At 70.5% G+C, this 17368-nt stretch carries 15 protein-coding genes; 12 read left to right on the forward strand and 3 right to left on the reverse strand.

The window, feature by feature from the left end:
* Positions 1 to 11 precede the first annotated feature (11 nt).
* From sdhA to trpS, 5 genes are all read left to right on the forward strand, one after another.
* The gene (gene sdhA / locus ACFQ7C_RS09995) at positions 12 to 1835 is read left to right on the forward strand and encodes a succinate dehydrogenase flavoprotein subunit (protein ID WP_378899875.1); all 1824 of its coding nucleotides are present in this window, start codon (positions 12 to 14) and stop codon (positions 1833 to 1835) included.
* The gene (locus ACFQ7C_RS10000) at positions 1835 to 2635 is read left to right on the forward strand and encodes a succinate dehydrogenase iron-sulfur subunit (protein ID WP_378899878.1); all 801 of its coding nucleotides are present in this window, start codon (positions 1835 to 1837) and stop codon (positions 2633 to 2635) included. Before sdhA ends, ACFQ7C_RS10000 begins: the two co-directional genes overlap by 1 nt.
* Positions 2636 to 2774: 139 nt before the next feature.
* Entirely contained in the window at positions 2775 to 4115 is a 1341-nt protein-coding gene (locus tag ACFQ7C_RS10005) for a YihY/virulence factor BrkB family protein (protein WP_378899881.1), read from the forward strand.
* Positions 4116 to 4156: 41 nt separating this feature from the next.
* Positions 4157 to 5023, forward strand: coding sequence for an exodeoxyribonuclease III (locus ACFQ7C_RS10010; protein WP_378899884.1), 867 nt, complete (start codon positions 4157 to 4159; stop codon positions 5021 to 5023).
* 30 nt (positions 5024 to 5053) lie between these two features.
* Positions 5054 to 6061, forward strand: coding sequence for a tryptophan--tRNA ligase (gene trpS, locus ACFQ7C_RS10015; RefSeq protein ID WP_378899887.1), 1008 nt, complete (start codon positions 5054 to 5056; stop codon positions 6059 to 6061).
* Between the two features lie 302 nt (positions 6062 to 6363).
* Here trpS and ACFQ7C_RS10020 read toward each other — a convergent pair whose 3' ends face one another.
* Positions 6364 to 7269 carry an endonuclease domain-containing protein gene (locus tag ACFQ7C_RS10020; protein ID WP_378899890.1) on the reverse strand — a complete coding sequence of 302 codons (906 nt, stop codon included), beginning with the start codon at positions 7267 to 7269 and terminating at the stop codon, positions 6364 to 6366.
* Positions 7270 to 7607: 338 nt separating this feature from the next.
* On the opposite strand from ACFQ7C_RS10020, the gene ACFQ7C_RS10025 reads away from it, so the two are divergent.
* Positions 7608 to 8174: a GNAT family N-acetyltransferase gene (locus ACFQ7C_RS10025; RefSeq protein ID WP_378899893.1), complete on the forward strand. Its 567-nt coding sequence runs from the start codon at positions 7608 to 7610 to the stop codon at positions 8172 to 8174.
* Positions 8175 to 8261: 87 nt separating this feature from the next.
* Positions 8262 to 9122: an Fpg/Nei family DNA glycosylase gene (locus ACFQ7C_RS10030; protein WP_378899896.1), complete on the forward strand. Its 861-nt coding sequence runs from the start codon at positions 8262 to 8264 to the stop codon at positions 9120 to 9122.
* 4 nt (positions 9123 to 9126) lie between these two features.
* Here ACFQ7C_RS10030 and glpK read toward each other — a convergent pair whose 3' ends face one another.
* Together glpK and ACFQ7C_RS10040 are read right to left on the reverse strand one after the other, a co-directional pair.
* Positions 9127 to 10665 (reverse strand): glycerol kinase GlpK, encoded by a 1539-nt coding sequence (glpK, locus tag ACFQ7C_RS10035; RefSeq protein WP_378899899.1) that lies wholly within the window; start codon positions 10663 to 10665, stop codon positions 9127 to 9129.
* Positions 10666 to 10737: 72 nt separating this feature from the next.
* The gene (locus tag ACFQ7C_RS10040) at positions 10738 to 12474 is read right to left on the reverse strand and encodes an FAD-dependent oxidoreductase (RefSeq protein WP_378899902.1); all 1737 of its coding nucleotides are present in this window, start codon (positions 12472 to 12474) and stop codon (positions 10738 to 10740) included.
* A gap of 79 nt (positions 12475 to 12553) precedes the next feature.
* Between ACFQ7C_RS10040 and ACFQ7C_RS10045 the strand changes: the two genes are divergently transcribed.
* From ACFQ7C_RS10045 to ribH, 5 genes are all read left to right on the forward strand, one after another.
* Positions 12554 to 13513: a sugar-binding transcriptional regulator gene (locus ACFQ7C_RS10045; RefSeq protein WP_378899905.1), complete on the forward strand. Its 960-nt coding sequence runs from the start codon at positions 12554 to 12556 to the stop codon at positions 13511 to 13513.
* A 329-nt stretch (positions 13514 to 13842) separates the two neighbouring features.
* Complete coding sequence (ribD, locus tag ACFQ7C_RS10050; RefSeq protein ID WP_378899907.1) at positions 13843 to 14880, forward strand: bifunctional diaminohydroxyphosphoribosylaminopyrimidine deaminase/5-amino-6-(5-phosphoribosylamino)uracil reductase RibD; 1038 nt, start codon at positions 13843 to 13845, stop codon at positions 14878 to 14880.
* Positions 14880 to 15545 (forward strand): riboflavin synthase, encoded by a 666-nt coding sequence (locus tag ACFQ7C_RS10055; RefSeq protein WP_378899909.1) that lies wholly within the window; start codon positions 14880 to 14882, stop codon positions 15543 to 15545. The genes ribD and ACFQ7C_RS10055 overlap by 1 nt, the downstream gene beginning before the upstream one ends.
* A complete protein-coding gene (gene ribA, locus ACFQ7C_RS10060) occupies positions 15542 to 16816 on the forward strand; it encodes a GTP cyclohydrolase II (protein WP_378899912.1) in 1275 nt (424 codons plus the stop codon). Before ACFQ7C_RS10055 ends, ribA begins: the two co-directional genes overlap by 4 nt.
* Positions 16813 to 17289, forward strand: coding sequence for a 6,7-dimethyl-8-ribityllumazine synthase (gene ribH / locus ACFQ7C_RS10065; protein ID WP_378899915.1), 477 nt, complete (start codon positions 16813 to 16815; stop codon positions 17287 to 17289). The genes ribA and ribH overlap by 4 nt, the downstream gene beginning before the upstream one ends.
* Positions 17290 to 17368 lie beyond the last annotated feature (79 nt).

The raw sequence follows: 17368 nt of genomic DNA on the forward strand, positions 1-17368 counted from the left end.
AAGCACACAGCGTGAGCACTGAGACCACCGACAGCTACGTCAAGGACGGCGTCCACTACCACCAGTTCGACATCGTCATCGTGGGCGCCGGCGGCGCCGGCATGCGCGCCGCCATCGAGGCGGGCCCCGGGGCGAAGACGGCCGTCATCTCGAAGCTGTACCCCACCCGCTCGCACACCGGCGCGGCGCAGGGCGGCATGGCGGCGGCTCTGGCCAACGTCGAAGAGGACTCATGGGAGTGGCACACCTTCGACACCGTCAAGGGCGGCGACTACCTCGTCGACCAGGACGCGGCCGAGATCCTCGCGAAGGAGGCCATCGACGCGGTCATCGACCTCGAGAACATGGGCCTGCCGTTCAACCGCACGCCCGAGGGCAAGATCGACCAGCGCCGTTTCGGCGGCCACACGGCCGACCACGGCAAGACCCCGGTGCGCCGCGCGTGCTACGCAGCCGACCGCACCGGCCACATGATCCTGCAGACGCTGTTCCAGAACTGCGTCAAGCTCGGCATCAACTTCTTCAACGAGTTCTACGTGCTCGACCTGATCACCGTCGGCGAGGGCAAGGACAAGCAGATCGCGGGCGTCGTCGCGTACGAGCTCGCCACCGGCGACCTGCACGTCTTCCAGTCGAAGGCCGTCATCTTCGCGACGGGCGGCTTCGGCAAGATCTTCAAGACGACCTCGAATGCGCACACCCTCACCGGCGACGGCGTCGGCATCATCTGGCGCAAGGGCCTGCCGCTGGAGGATATGGAGTTCTTCCAGTTCCACCCGACCGGCCTCGCCGGGCTCGGCATCCTCCTCACCGAGGGCGCCCGCGGTGAGGGCGCGATCCTGCGCAACGTGAGCGGCGAGCGGTTCATGGAGCGCTATGCGCCGACCATCAAGGACCTCGCCCCCCGCGACATCGTCAGCCGCTGCATGGTGCAGGAAGTGGCCGAGGGCCGCGGCGCCGGGCCCCACCGCGACTACGTGCTGCTGGACTGCACGCACCTGGGCGCCGAGGTGCTCGAGACCAAGCTCCCCGACATCACCGAGTTCGCCCGCACGTACCTGGGCGTCGACCCGGTCGTCGAGCCGGTTCCCGTCATGCCGACCGCGCATTACGCGATGGGCGGCATCCCGACGAACAACGACGCGCAGGTGCTCTCGGACAACACGACGGTCGTCCCCGGCCTGTACGCCGCCGGTGAGTGCGCGTGCGTCTCGGTGCACGGCTCGAACCGCCTCGGCACCAACTCACTGCTCGACATCAACGTGTTCGGCAAGCGCGCCGGCCGCAACGCCGTCGAGTACGTCAAGACCGCCGACTTCGTGCCGCTCCCCGAGGACCCCGCCGCCGAGGTGCGCAGCCTCATCGAGGGCCTGCGCAACAACCAGGGCACCGAGCGCATCGCGGTCCTCCGCAAGACGCTGCAGGACGAGATGGACCGCAAGGCCCAGGTGTTCCGCACCGACGAGTCGCTGAGCGAGGTGCTCCTCACGATCGAGGAGCTGCGCGAGCGGTACAAGAACGTGCACGTCGACGACAAGGGCAAGCGGTTCAACACCGACCTGCTCGAGGCCGTCGAGCTCGGCTTCCTCCTCGACATCGCCGAGGTCGTCGTCGTCACCGCGAAGAACCGCCAGGAGAGCCGCGGCGGCCACATGCGCGACGACTTCCCGAAGCGCGACGACGAGAACTACATGCAGCACACCATGGCGTACCTGTCGGGCGACCCCCACTCGTCGAACGCCGAGGACCACATCCGCCTGGGCTGGAAGCCGGTCGTCTTCACGAAGAACGAAAAGGGCGAATTGAACTACCCGCCGATGGAGAGGAAGTACTGATGGCGACCTCGGTCACCGACGTCATCGAGCGGACGGACGCCGACGCACCTGTCCGCGCGGAGGAGTCCGCGAACGACACCGGCATCCAGTCGTTCCTCGTCACCTTCATCATCCGGCGCTTCGACCCCGAGGTCGACGAGGAGCCGCGCTGGGTCGACTACGACGTCGAGCTGTACTCGACCGACCGCGTGCTCGACGCCCTCCACAAGATCAAGTGGGAGGTCGACGGCTCGCTGACGTTCCGCCGCTCGTGCGCCCACGGCATCTGCGGCTCCGACGCGATGCGCATCAACGGGCGCAACCGGCTCGCGTGCAAGACGCTCATCAAGGACCTCGACATCTCGCAGCCGATCTACGTCGAGGCGATCAAGGGTCTGCCGCTCGAGAAGGACCTCGTCGTCGACATGGAGCCGTTCTTCGCGTCGTACCGCGAGGTGCAGCCGTTCCTCATCGCGAACTCGAAGCCTGAGGCCGGCAAGGAGCGCATCCAGTCGATCGTCGACCGCGAGGTCTTCGACGACACGACGAAGTGCATCCTCTGCGCCGCGTGCACCTCGTCGTGCCCGGTCTTCTGGACCGACGGCCAGTACTTCGGTCCGGCCGCGATCGTCAACGCGCACCGCTTCATCTTCGACTCGCGCGACGACGCGGGCGACGTGCGCCTCGACATCCTCAACGACAAAGAGGGCGTGTGGCGCTGCCGCACGACCTTCAACTGCACCGAGGCGTGCCCGCGCGGCATCGAGGTCACCAAGGCCATCGCCGAGGTCAAGCAGGCGGTCCTCCGCGGGCGTCCGTGACCTTCGGCTCTTGACCGAACGGATGCCGCATCGCCGGGCGATGCGGCATCCTCTTTGTCGCAGCATCCGTGTCCCGTCGCCCGGTGACGGCCCGTAGGGAGTGTCCCGCACGCCTGCCGGGACTCGCTAATCTGACACCGTGACGCACACTCCACCGCCCGACGCCCGCGCGGCGGCGGACGCCGCGCAGCGCGAGGAGGAGTCGCTCCGCGAACGCTGGGAGGCCACGGAGCAGAGCCTGCGCCAGCGCTTCGACGCGCCGATCAGCCGCGCGACTCGTCTCACCGAGGCGACGCTGGCGTGGTTCCCGGTGCGGGTGTGGCGGCACTTCCTGATCGAGAACGGGTTCCTCCTCGCGGCAGGCGTGAGCTACGTCGCGCTGTTCGCGTGCTTCGCGGCGATCTACGTCGTCTTCGCGATCGTGGGGATCTGGCTGGGCGGCAGCCCGGAAGCCGTCGAGGCGCTCATCAACCTCATCAACGTCTACATCCCCGGTCTGATCGCGGACTCCGGCGGCATCGCCACCCCCGAAGAGGTGCAGGAGATCGCGTCCTCCAACTCGGGGGTGCTGGGCTGGACGGGTGTGATCGCCCTCGGCGCCCTCATCTGGACCGCCATCGACTGGGTCACGTACTCGCGCCGCGCCGTGCGAGAGCTCTTCGCCATCCCGCCTGACCGCCGCAGCTACTTCCTGCTCAAGGCCCGGGACTTCCTGGCTGCGATCATCTTCGGCGCGGCCCTCATCCTCGGCGCGGCGCTCAGCACGGTCGGCACCTACGCGGTCAAGTGGATCTTCTCGCTGATCGGCTGGACGGACGCGAGCGCCCTCACCGAGATCACGGTGAGCATCGGGTCGCTCGTCATCGGCTTCGTGGTGACGTCCTCCGCACTCGCGGGGCTCTTCCGCTTCCTCACGGGGACGAAGCTCCCCTGGCGCCTGATCTGGCCGGGGGCGATGCTCGGCGGGCTCGGGATCTCGGTGCTGCAGCTCGGCGCCGGGCTGCTGCTCAGCTACACGCCGTCCAACCCCCTGCTCGCGACGTTCGCCATCTTCATCGGGATGCTGCTGTGGTTCCGGCTGCTGGGACTCGTCATGCTCGTCGCCGCCGCCTGGATCGCCGTCGCGGCGAAGGACCGCGACGTCGTGATGCTGCCCCAGACCGACGCCGAGCGCGTCGCGGCCGAGCACGCGGCGCTGCTGGTCGCCGCACGTGTGCGGCTGCGCACCGCGCAGGACGCCCGCGACCAGGCGCCCTGGTACCGCCTGTGGATCGCCGACCGGACGGTGCGTGACGCGGAGGAGGAGTTGCGCCAGGTGGAGGCCGCGACCCCCGCCGCATCAGGACGCCCCTCGGCCCTGGCGCCCGCCACCGCCCGGACCCCCACGCCGAACGGTGCCGCGCCCAAGGCCGCGGTGCCGAAGGCGAAGCGCACGCGCACCCCGAAGGGCACGCCCCGCGACGACGCCGACCGCAGCTGAGGCGTCTTCGGGTGTCGGCGGCCCCGGATAGTCTTGCGGTCGTGTCTCGCCGTGTTCGCATCGCCTCTGTCAACGTCAACGGAATCCGCGCGGCGACGCGCAAGGGCATGCGCGAGTGGCTCGATGCCGCCGACATCGACGTGATGGCCCTCCAGGAGGTGCGCGCGACGGAGGAGGAGCTCCGCTCCGCCCTGCCCGGCTGGGAGATCGTCAACGATGAGGCGCTGGCGAAGGGCCGCGCCGGAGTGGCCGTGGCCAGCCGCATCCCCTCGGTCGAGGTGCGTCGCGTGCTGGGTCCCGCCGCAGAAGACGCGGCCGAGGTGCTCGATAGCGCCGGCCGCTGGATCGAAGCCGACTTCGACATCGACGGCGAACGACTCATCGTCGTGAGCGCCTACGTGCACACCGGCGAGGCCGACACCCCCAAGCAGGACGCGAAGTGGGCCTTCCTCGACGCGATGGAGACACGGATGCCGCAGCTCAAGGCCGCGTCGCCGCTCGCGCTGGTGATGGGCGACCTCAACGTCGGCCACCGGGAGTTCGACATCCGCAACTGGAAGGGCAACGTCAAGAAGGCCGGGTTCCTCCCCCGCGAGCGCGCGTACTTCGACCGCTTCTTCGGCCAGGAGGGCGCAGAGGTCACCGGCGCCGACGGCTCCACCGGCCCCGGCCTCGGCTGGGTCGACATCGGCCGCCGCTTCCACGGCGACGTCGACGGCCCGTACACCTGGTGGTCGATGCGCGGGCGCGCGTTCGACAACGACACCGGGTGGCGCATCGACTACCACCTCGCGACGCCCGAGCTCGGTGCGCGGGTGGCCGACTACCGTGTCGTGCGCGCACCGTCGTGGGACACGCGCTGGAGCGACCACTCCCCCGTCGTCGCCGACTACACGATCGGGCGCTGAGCCGCAGCATCCGCTTTATAGACTTGTCGGATGAGTAGATCGCGCCTGTACTCCGGCATGCAGCCCTCCGCCGACTCCCTTCAGATCGGCAACTACATCGGGGCTCTCATGCAGTGGCGCGACCTGCAGGAGTCGTACGACGCGTTCTTCTCGGTGGTCGACCTGCACGCGATCACCGTCGCTCAGGACCCCGAGCACCTGCGTGAGAAGACGCGCCGCACCGCCGCGCAGTACATCGCCGCCGGCATCGAGCCCTCGAAGTCGACGCTGTACGTGCAGTCGCACGTGCCCGCGCACCCCGAGCTGGCGTGGATCCTGTCGACGATCACCGGCTTCGGCGAGGCCGGGCGCATGACGCAGTTCAAAGACAAGTCCTCGCGCTACGGCTCGGACGCGACCTCGGTCGGGCTGTTCACCTACCCGGTGCTGATGGCCGCCGACATCCTGCTGTACCAGACCGACATCGTGCCGGTGGGCGACGACCAGAAGCAGCACGTCGAGCTCACGCGTGACCTCGCGGAGCGGTTCAACAGCCGCTTCGGCGAGACGTTCAAGGTGCCGATGCCGGTCATCCAGCAGGAGACCGCCCGCATCTACGACCTGCAGAACCCCACCGCGAAGATGTCGAAATCGGCGGAGACCGACGCCGGCGTGCTGTGGCTGCTCGACGACCCCGCGGTGTCGGCGAAGAAGATCATGCGCGCGGTGACCGACTCCGAGGGGTCGGTGCGGTACGACCGCGAGGCCAAGCCCGGGGTCTCGAACCTGCTCGTGATCTACGCGGCCCTGACCGGCCGCCAGATCCCGTCCATCGAGGACGAGTACGCCGGCCGCGGCTACGGCGACTTCAAGAAGGGTCTCGCCGAGGTCGTCGTGAACGAGTTCGGCCCGGTCCGTTCCCGTGCTCTCGAACTGCTGGACGACCCCGCCGAGCTCGACCGCGTCCTCGCCGTCAACGCCGGCAAGGCGTCCGAGGTCGCCGAGCGCACGCTCGCCGACGTCTACGACAAGGTCGGCCTCCTCCGCCGCTCCCGCTGACGCCGGACGGATGCTGCGGCCCCGCGCCGCAGCATCCGTCCCCTCTCGTTCTGGCATCTGCCGCCGTCGCGATCACCGCAGCCGGCCGCCACCCGCCAGCCGCCGGCTGTTCGCAACTCAGGATCGATGCTCGCCAACCCGGGGATCAGCACCTCGAACCCGCATCCGTCCTGAATTACGAACGAAGCCGCGATCCTGCTGCCGAACCCTGCGCTTCTGGCGAGCGACCCCGTGTTGTGCGCAACTCAGGATCAATGCTCGCAAAGCCCGCAAACGCGCCTCGCACGGGCGTGCGTCCTGAGTTACGAACGCGACTGCGATCGAACGCTTCGCCCCTTGGCGGCGATGGCGCGCGAGCGGGAAGAATGGCGGCCACGGGTCGCGACGAGCCCGCGCAGGGCGGAGAGCACTTCGTCCGGTCGCTCCATGATGTCCTTTGCGGTCAAGCGCAGAACCGCGAATCCGCGCTGCGCGAGCCTGAGGTCGCGGGTGTAGTCCTTGACTCGCTGGTCCCAGTCGGCGTGATGTTGCCGGCTGTCGCACTCCACCACGAGCCAGCCGTTGGCGACGATGTCCACGAAGCCGACACCGTCGAACTCGACCTGCAGATCGACCGTGCATCCCAGTCCGAGAAGCATCAGTCGCACGAGCGTCTCCGGACCGGATTGTGCCCTGCCGTCGACGAGTGACCGGAGCACCTCGTACTTTGCGGGAAGGATGTCGAAGATGGTCGCGACGTCTTCGGTCTGTATGAGGCCCTTGTTCACGGCGCTGTCGATCGAGGCGATGGCCGCCCGCGGCGCCTGGCAAAGTACGGCATGAGCGAGTGCCACGACGACGCTCGCGCATGTGGCAGCGCCCGCATCCTCGCGAGGCGCGAGCCAGTGGAGCCGGGTCCCGTGGAGCTTCGCCAAGTTGAGCCGATGAGAGCGATCATGCGGCGACCGCATCCGGCTCATCCGTGGCGCCAGTTGCACGTGAAGTCGGCTGTTCGTCAGCACGAAGACCTCGTGCAGCCTCAGCAACGACAGACAGGTGAGCCGCCCACCCACTCGCACCGCACGGACAACCTCGTCCGGAGCGTCAGCCGGCAAGTAGCGGTCACGTCGTGCACGGATGAGCTCACCCGCCTTGACCGCAGCCGTGATCTGACGGCCGGACAGGCCGTCGGCCAACAGGTCGGCCCGCGTTCGATGAGTGTGCCACACGCTTCAGACGTTGGCGGAGCGCGCCCGGAGTGGGGCGGCAAACGTCAGAACCTGTGGGGGAACCCCTCGGTGAGCCTGTTGGGGAGGAGAGGACATGTTCGTAACTCAGGACGGTTGCCGTCTGCGGACTCGTCCGTGCTCGTCAGGAGACAACCATCCTGAGTTGCGAACCGAGGTTCGGCCCTGACCAGTGCCGCGACGCGCGGCGGCGCGCTGGCGCGGTGGCGGGCGTGCGGCAAGCCTTGGCCTGTACCGCGGACGGCCGGCGATCCCCGCCAGTCGGCTCCGGTTGCCGGGGAGGGGGCGGGGCCGCTGCGGGCACCCCATAGGGTGGGCGGATGGAGCCCGTGACCCTGCGCACCGCGCGCCTGGAGCTGTCCGCACCGCGCACGGACGACGTCGACGCGATCTACGAGGCATGCCAGGACCCCCACATTCAGCGGTACACGCGCGTGCCGTCGCCGTACACGCGCGAGGACGCCGAGAAGTTCATCGGCGCGGTCGCAGAGCAGTGGGCGGGCGAGCAGCACCGCACGTGGGTCATCCGCGAGGGTGCGACGCTCGTCGGCACGATCGGGTTCTACCGCCTCGACGGGCAGGGCAACGGCGAGATCGGGTACTGGATCGCTCCGGGCCGGCGCGGTGGCGGACGCCTCCGCGAAGCCGCGAACGCCGTGATCGACTGGGCCTTCTCGCCCGACGGCGCGGGCCTCACCCGCATCGAGTGGCGTGCGGTCGTCGGCAACGAGGCATCGGCGCGCGTGGCCCGCGCGCTGGGCTTCCGCTTCGAGGGAACCCTCCGCCAGGCCCTGGTCAGCGCCAACGGTCGCGACGACGGCTGGATCGCGGGACTCCTGAAGCAGGACGAACGGATGCCGCGGCCCTGGCCCGTCCTCGGGGACTGACGACCGGGCCGCTCAGGTTGCGCGGCCGCGTCCTGCCGACCGCCGTCGACCGGCCCGCGTGTCGCCGCGGCATGACAGGATGAGCGCATGCCCGAGATGCCCGAGGTGCAGGGACTCGTCGACTTCCTCGGCGAGCGGCTGGCCGGCGTGCAGATCACGCGCGCGACCGTCGCGAACATCGCCGCGCTGAAGACGTACGACCCGCCGATCGATGCCCTCCACGGCCAGGAGATCACGGGCGCCTCGCGCCACGGAAAGTTCATCGACCTCGCGACGACGGGCCCCCACCTCGTGTTCCACCTCGCGAAGGCGGGCTGGCTCCGCTGGTACGACGAGCTGCCGAAGACGATCATCCGCCCCGGCAAGACGCCGATCGCGCTGCGGGTGGCCCTGTCGGACGGAGCGGGGTTCGACCTCACCGAGGCCGGCACGAAGAAGTCCCTCGCCGTCTACGTCGTGCGCGAACCCGCCGATGTGCCCGGCATCGCCCGCCTCGGCCCCGACCCGCTCGATCCCTCCTTCACCCGCGACACCTTCGCCGAGCTGATCGCGGGTCGCCGCACGCAGATCAAGGGGGTGCTGCGCGACCAGATGATCATCGCGGGCGTCGGCAACGCCTACTCCGACGAGATCCTGCACGCGGCGAAGATGTCGCCGTACGCGCTCGCCTCGTCGCTGTCGGACGACGACGTCACGCGCCTGTTCGACGCCATGACCGCGACCTTGACGGATGCTGTCGCCGAGGCATCCGGAAAGCCACCTGCCGAGCTGAAGGACGCGAAGCGCCGGGGCATGCAGGTCCACGGGCGAAGGGGCGAGAAATGCCCGGTGTGCGGCGACGAGGTGCGCAGCGTGTTCTTCGCCGACAACTCGCTCGAGTACTGCCCCACGTGCCAGACCGGCGGAAAGATCCTCGCCGATCGCCGCCTCTCGCGCCTGCTGAAGTAGGGCGTCAGTCCCCTGTCGTGCCCATCAGCACTCGGGCGTCGTCGTCGACCCAGTCGAGCGACTTCGACACGGCCTTGCGCCACTGCCGGTAGCGGCGCTCGCGCTCGTCCTCGGGCATGCGCGGCTCGAATCGCACGTCTTCCCGCCAGTGCGCGCGCAGCTCGTCCAGGCTGCTCCACACGCCGGTCGCGAGACCCGCGGCGTACGCGGCGCCGAGCGCGGTCGTCTCGACGACCTTCGGGCGCACGACGGGGATGCCGAGGATGTCTGCCTGGAACTGCATCAGGAGGTCGTCGCGCGTCATGCCTCCGTCGACGCGCAGCTCGTCGAGCGTGCGGCCGGTGTCGGCGACGACCGCCTCGATGACGTCGCGCGTCTGGAACGCCGTCGACTCGAGCGCCGCGCGGGCGATGTGCGCCTTGTTGACGTAGCGCGTGAGGCCGACCAGTGCGCCGCGCGCGTCGGGGCGCCAGTACGGCGCGAACAGCCCCGAGAACGCCGGCACGAAGTAGGCGCCGCCGTTGTCGTCCACGCTCGCCGCGAGCGTCTCGACGTCTTCGGACCGCTGGATGATGCCGAGGTTGTCGCGCAGCCACTGCACGAGCGAGCCGGTCACCGCGATCGATCCTTCGAGTGCGTAGCGCGCGGGCTCGTCGCCGATCCGGTAGCCGACGGTGGTGATGAGGCCGCTGCCGGAACGCACGATCTCGGTCCCGGTGTTCACGAGGAGGAAGTTCCCGGTGCCGTAGGTGTTCTTCGACTCCCCCGCGTCGAACGCGGCCTGACCGAAGGTCGCCGCCTGCTGGTCGCCCAGGATGCCGGCGATGGGCACCCCGTCGAGCACCGAGGGCAGCGAGGAGTGCCCGACGACCTCGGACGAAGAGCGGATCTCGGGCATCATCGCGCGCGGGATGCCCCACACGGCGAGCAGCTCGTCCGACCAGTCGAGGGTGCGCAGATCCATCAGCAGCGTGCGCGATGCGTTGGTGACGTCGGTGACGTGGATGCCGCCCCGCGCGCCGCCGGTGAGGTTCCACGCCACCCACGTGTCGGGCGTGCCGAACAGCAGCTCGCCGGCTTCGGCGGCGGCGCGCGCGCCGTCCACGTTGTCGAGGATCCACGCGACCTTCGACGCCGAGAAGTAGGTCGCGAGCGGCAGCCCGGTGGTGTCGGCGAAACGATCGGCACCGCCCTCGCCCGCCAGTTCGTCGATGCGCGGCTGCGTGCGGGTGTCCTGCCACACGAGCGCGTTGTGCACGGGGCGCCCGGTGCGCTTCTCCCAGACGATGGCCGTCTCGCGCTGGTTGGTCACGCCGATCGCGGCGACGTCGGATGCTGCGAGCCCGGCGCGCGAGAGACACGACGCGATGACCCACTCGGTGTTGGTCCAGATCTCGACGGGGTCGTGCTCCACGCGTCCGGCCCGGGGGAAGATCTGCTCGTGCTCGCGCTGCGACACGGCGACCACGCCGCCGCCGGCGTCGAACACGATCGCGCGGGTCGAGGTCGTGCCCTGGTCGATGGACAGCACGTGGTCGGGCAACGTCGTCTCCTTGCTCGGCGGGCGGCATCGCCCGCGCGGTGGGCGGCGCGCCGAGGCGCGCGTGCGGTCAGGCTATCGCGCGCCGGTCGGCGTCCAGGACGGATCCGCGGCATGGACCCGGGCGAGCGCGCGCTCCACCTCGAGGGCCGTTCGTGCGGCGTCCCAGTCGAGCACCGGCGCGACCGCTTCCGCCGCCGCGGCCACCCCGTCCGCCGTCGCCTCGCCGACGAAGGCGATGCTGGTGCGCCGCAGCAGGAGATCGTCGAGGTGGGCGACGTCCTCGGTCGCCGCGAGGTGGCGCAGCTCGGCCGAGCTGTAGCCGGGCAGGTGCTCGAGCAGCGCGTCGTCGGGGTCTGCGGCGATCGCGTCGACGACGGCCTCGGCGACCGTGCCGTAGCGGTCGAGCAGCATCGCCACGCGGGCGGCGGGCACGTCGCCGGCATGCGCCGCGATCCACTGCTGACGCGTGCGCTCCGTCGTGGGGTAGCCGCGTCCACCGCCGATCGGCACTCCGCGGGTCGAGGTGCGGCGCGGGCGTGCGAGCAGATCCAGCACGCGGTCGGCGAGATGTTCGGCCGACGCCCGGAACGTCGTCCATTTGCCGCCGATGAGGCTCAGGACCGTGGCATCCCCACCGACCAGCGGCGCAGACTCGACGCGGTAGTCACGAGAGACGAATCCCGGCGAGACGTCGTCATGGCCGGGGAGCGGCCGCACGCCGGCGAACCGGTAGACGATCTGCGAGCGCTCGACCGGGATCGTCGGCAGCACCTGCCCGATCAGCTCGATGAAGTAGTCGACCTCCGCCTCGGTGCAGACGACGGGGTCGGCCATGTCGTGCTCGAGGTCGGTGGTGCCGACGAGGACGCGCCCCTTGAGCGGGTAGATGAGCACGATGCGGCCGTCCTCGTTCTCGAAGAACAGCTCCCGGCCGCCGGTCGCCGCGAGAAGCTCGGGGTGGTCGAGCACGATGTGCGAGCCCTTCGTCCCGCCCATGTACCGCGTCGGGTCGCCGAGGGCGAGGTTCGTGAGGTCGGTCCACGGACCGCTCGCGTTGACGATGACGGATGCCGTGAACCGGGTCTCCTCACCGGTCAGCGCGTCGCGCAGCACGACCCGCCCGCCGTCGACGCCGACGGCCGCGGTGTAGTTGGCGGCGCGGGCGCGGTCGCCGCCGGCGGCGCGCCCGTCACGGAGCACGTCGATGGCGAGGCGCTCGGGATCGTGGAGGGACGCGTCCCAGTACGTCGCTGTGTACTTCACGTCGGGGTTCAGTCGAGGCAGCTGCGCGAGCGACCGCTTGCGCCCGTGGAACGTGTGCCGCGGCACGGTGCCCGTGCCGAACACGCCGCCGCCACGCGAGAACGAGTCGTAGATCACGAGACCGATCTTGATGAGCGCGGCACCGCGCTCGTGGTGCCGGCCGCCGTGGCGCAGGAATCGCAGTGGCGCCGACAGCACCCCCGAGAACGTCGAGAAGATCGGGATGGTGGTCTGCAGCGGCCGCACGTAGTGCGGGGCGATGCGCAGCAGCCCGTTGCGCTCGGTCACCGCCTCGTGCACGAGCCGGAACTCACCGTTCTCGAGGTAGCGGATGCCGCCATGGATCATGTGCGACGAGGCCGCCGACGCGCCGCTGACGAAATCGTCGCGCTCCACGAGCGCGACGTCCACCCCCTGCATCGCGAGGTCGCGGAAGGTGGCGAGGCCGTTGATGCCGCCGCCGACGATCAGCACGTCCGCATACGGCCGCTCCGCCAGCGTCGTCCGTCCTCGTTCCGCAGCCCGTGCCGCCATCGCGTCCCCCATCGTCGTGCTGTCCGCTCTTCTATGATGGCACCGCTGGACGTCCTTGCAGGCGAGATGCACATACGTGCACGATGAGACCATGGACCAGATCGGCGACGCCCGCACGATGCAGCGTGCGCTCACGGCCGCGCACCTCTATTACGTGCAGGACCGCACCATGGACGCGATCGCGCGGGAGCTCGGCACGTCGCGCTCGACGGTGTCGCGGCTGCTCACGCACGCCCGCGCGACGGGGATCGTCGACATCCGCATCCGGTCTCCCTTCGCCGCGCCGCAGCGCCTCGAAGAACGCCTGGCGGAGCGCTTCGGCATCCTCGCGCAGGTCGTTCCCGTCCCCGACGACGCCACCGAGGTCGACCGTCTCCAGCGCGTCGCCGTCGCAGCCGCGCACGCGCTCCTCGACCTCGTGCAGGACGACATGACCGTGGGCGTCGCGTGGGGCTCGACGACCGCGGCGGTGAGCAGGCATCTCGTTCCGACGTCGGTGCACGGCGCGACATTCGTGCAGCTGAACGGCTCGGGCAACACCCATTCGACGGGCCTCCTGTACGCGAGCGAGATCCTGAGCCGGTTCGCCGCCGCGTACGACGGGAGCGCCCAGCAGTTCCCCGTCCCCGCGTTCTTCGACGACCCCGCCACGAAGGACGCGATGTGGCGTGAACGCAGCACGCGGCGCATCCTCGACATGCTGCCCACGATGGACCTCGTGCTCTTCAGCACCGGGTCGGCCGGCTCCCGCGTACCGAGCCACGTGTACAGCGGCGGCTATCTCGAGCCCGCCGAGCTCGACCAGCTCACCGAGGAGGGCGTCGTCGGCGATGTGGCGACGGTCTTCTACCGCGCCGACGGCTCGAGCGACGGCATCGCCCTGAACGACCGGGCCACCGGACCCAGCCTCGACCTGCTGCGCGGCATCCCCCGACGCGTCTGCGTCGTATCGGGGGTGTCGAAGCTCGCGAGCCTCCGAGGCGCCCTCGCGGCGCGGATCGCGACCGATCTCGTCGTCGACGAGGCGACGGCGCGGGCCCTCCTGGAGTGAGGTTCCGGCGACACGGCGTGCGCCTCGACTTCATGCGACGACATGGAATGAATGGACGGATGCCGCGTTGACTACACTCGTGAGCATCAACGTGCTCCGGGGTCGGTGAGAATCCGAACCGGCGGTGACAGTCCGCGAGCCAAGGCATCAGCATTCGATTCGGATGCCGCCGCGGCCGATCCGGTGGAATTCCGGAACCGACGGTGATGCGACTGGTCTCCTCAGGAGGCGGGTCGCTAGTCCGGATGGGAGGCAGCACTGAGGCGACGCCATGCGCGCCTCCGCTTCCCGTGCCCCGGAGCGTCGAGAACGACGAGACGAGGGGCCGGATGGCGAGCACAGCGGAACACGACGCGATGCGTCGGGCGCTGACGATCGCGCAGCGCGGTCCGCGCGGGGTCAACCCGCAGGTCGGCGCGCTCCTGCTGTCCCCCGACGGCGAGGTGCTCGCCGAGGGCTGGCACCGCGGCGCCGGAACCCCGCACGCCGAGGTCGACGCACTGGCGAAGCTCGCCCCGGGCGCCGCGCGCGGCGCGACCGCGATCGTGACTCTCGAGCCCTGCAACCACACGGGGCGCACCGGACCCTGCTCCGAGGCGCTCATCGCGGCGGGCATCACGCGGGTCGTGTACGCCATCGCGGACCCCGGCGACCACTCCTCAGGCGGTGGGACGCGCCTGCGCGCGGCCGGCGTCGAGGTCGAGGCTGGCCTCCTCGCCGCAGAGGCGACCGTCCTCCTCGACTCGTGGCTGACCGTCCAGCGCCTGGGCCGCCCGCACGTGACCGTCAAGTGGGCGCAGAGCCTCGACGGCCGGGCAGCCGCGTCCGACGGCACGAGCCAGTGGATCACCGGACCGCGGGCGCGCTCCGATGTCCACCGACGCCGCTCCGCGGCCGACGCGATCGTCGCCGGCACCGGGACGGTCCTCGCGGACGACCCGGCGCTCACCGCGCGCGCCGAGGACGGCTCGCTCCTCGCGCACCAGCCGGTTCCCGTGGTCGTCGGCGCACGTGCCGTGCCCGACGCGGCGGCCGTGCGGCAGCATCCCCATGCCTTCCTGCAGTACCCCGGCGACGACGCCTCGGGCGGCCTGCCCGCCATGCTCGAAGACCTGCGCCGCCGCGGCGTGCAGCGCGTCTTCGTCGAGGGCGGCCCCGCCGTCGCCGCGTCGTTCCTGCGTGAGCGGCTCGCCGACGAGCTGCTCGTCTACATCGCACCGGTGCTGCTCGGCGGCGACCGCCTCGCACTGCAGGACATCGGGGTCACGACCATCGGCGAGGCACGACGCCTTGCCGTGGCATCCGTCATACCCCTCGGCGACGATCTGCTGCTCGTCGCCTCCCCCACGTCGGAAGGAGACGAGTGATGTTCACCGGAATCGTCGAAGAGGTCGGCGAGGTCACCGCCGTGGCGCCGTCGGGAGACGGCGTGCGCGTGACGGTGCGCGGGCCGAAGGCCGTGTCGGATGCTGCGCACGGCGACTCGATCTCCGTCAGCGGCGTGTGCCTCACCGTCGTCGATCAGGGGCCCGACTGGTTCACCGCCGACGTGATGAAGCAGACGCTCGACATGTCGACGCTGGAGGGCGTCGCCCCGGGCCGCGTCGTGAACCTCGAACGCGCGACGGCCGCGCATGGCCGTCTCGGCGGGCACATCGTGCAGGGCCACATCGACGGCACCGGCGAGGTGCTCGAGGTGCGCCCGGGCGCCGAGTGGCAGGTGCTGCGCATCTCGGTGCCCGCCGAGCTCGCACCCCTCGTCGTCGACAAGGGCTCGATCGCCGTCGACGGCGTCTCGCTCACGGTGAGCGGCGCCAGCCCCGCCGCCCCCGGCGACGGCTGGTTCGAGGTCTCCCTCATCCCCGAGACCCTCGCCGCGACGACGCTCGGCGCCCGTGTGCCGGGCGACCGCGTCAACCTCGAGACCGACATACTGGCGCGCCACGTGCAGCGGCTGCTCTCTTTCACGGCACCGGCCGCGCCCGAACTGCCCGCGGACTCGTCCGCACCCACGGAAGGAGGCTCGAAATGAGCCTTGCCACGATCCCCGACGCCCTGGAGGCGCTGCGCGCCGGCCGGCCCGTCATCGTCGCCGACGATGAGAACCGCGAGAACGAGGGCGACGTCATCCTCTCGGCGCAGCTCGCCACGCCCGAGTGGGTCGCGTGGACCGTCCGCTGGACGAGCGGCTTCCTATGCGCGCCGATGCCCGCCGACTGGGCCGACCGCCTCGACCTGCCACCGATGGTGGAGAACAACGAGGACGCGCGGGGCACGGCCTACACGGTGAGCGTGGACGCCGCCGACCGCGTGTCGACGGGCATCAGCGCCGCCGACCGCGCCCACACGCTCAACGTGCTCGCGGACCCCGAGTCGACCCCCACGAGCGTGATCCGCCCCGGCCACATCCTGCCGCTGCGCGCCGTCGACGGCGGCGTGCGCGAGCGTGCCGGCCACACCGAGGCCGCCGTCGAGCTCATGAAGCTCGCCGACCTCGCACCGGTCGGCGTCATCGGCGAGGTCGTCGCCGAGGACGGCAGCATGATGCGCCTGCCCGGCCTGCAGGAGCTGGGGGCAGAGTACGGCATCCCGGTCATCACGATCGAGCAGCTCGCCGCCTACCTCGACGAGAACGTGCCGTGCGACCCCGCGATCCGCAACGCCCACAAGCGCCGCGTGAGCCTTCGTGCCGAGGCGCACGTGCCCACCGCGCACGGCGAGTTCCGGTTCCTCGCGTACAAGGACCGCATCACCGGCACCGACCACATCGCCGTCGTCTCGGGCGAGCTCGGCGACGCGCCGCTCGTGCGCGTGCACTCGGAGTGCCTCACGGGTGAGGCGTTCGGCTCGCTCAAGTGCGAATGCGGCCCGCAGCTCGAGGCCGCGCTGGACGCCATCGAGCAGGACGGCGGCGTGGTCATCTACATGCGCGGCCACGAGGGTCGCGGGATCGGCCTCATCAACAAGCTCCGCGCCTACTCGCTGCAGGAGCGCGGCCTCGACACCGTCGACGCCAACCTCGCGCTGGGCCTTCCGGCCGACGCCCGCGACTACGCGGCGGCCGCCGGCATCCTCACCGACCTCGGCATCGAGAAGGTGCGCCTGCTGACCAACAACACCGACAAGGTCAAGCAGCTGCGGGAGCTCGGCCTCGACATCGTCGAGCAGGTGCCGCTCCTGGTCGGCGTCGGCCCGAACAACCACCAGTACCTGGAGACGAAGCGCGACCGCATGGGCCACCTCATCGCGGAAGAGGACCTGGCCGACGCGCTGGCGCAGATGCACGAAGGAGCAGAACGATGAGCGGCAAGGGCGCACCCGAGGCGACCGCACCCGTCGACGGCAGCGGACTCGACGTGGTCGTCGTCGCGGGCACGTGGCACGAGACGATCACCGACGGCCTGATCGCCGGCGCCGAGCGCGCCGCCGCGGCCGCGGGCGCCTCGCACCGGCTGGTGCGCGTGCCCGGGTCGTTCGAGCTCCCCGTCGTGGCGAAGGCGGCGCTGGAGGCCGGAGCCGACGCGGTCGTGGCGCTGGGCGTCATCATCCGCGGCGGCACGCCCCACTTCGAGTTCGTCTCGAACGCGGCGACCGACGGCCTGACGCGGGTCGCGCTCGACACCGGCAAGCCGGTCGGCTTCGGCGTGCTGACGCTCGATGACGAGGCTCAGGGCATCGCCCGCGCGGGACTCGAGGGCTCCGTCGAGGACAAGGGCTTCGAAGCCGCCGACGCGGCCATCCGCACCGCCGTCGTGCTCCGCGACCTGCGCGCCTGACGCCGTGCGGAGATCTACCCTTTCGCGATTCCCAGACTTCTGGAAACCCGCGAGAGGGGAGATCTCCGCACATCTGGCG

This window comes from Microbacterium sp. NPDC056569 (assembly GCF_042793475.1).
GTDB lineage: Bacteria > Actinomycetota > Actinomycetes > Actinomycetales > Microbacteriaceae > Microbacterium.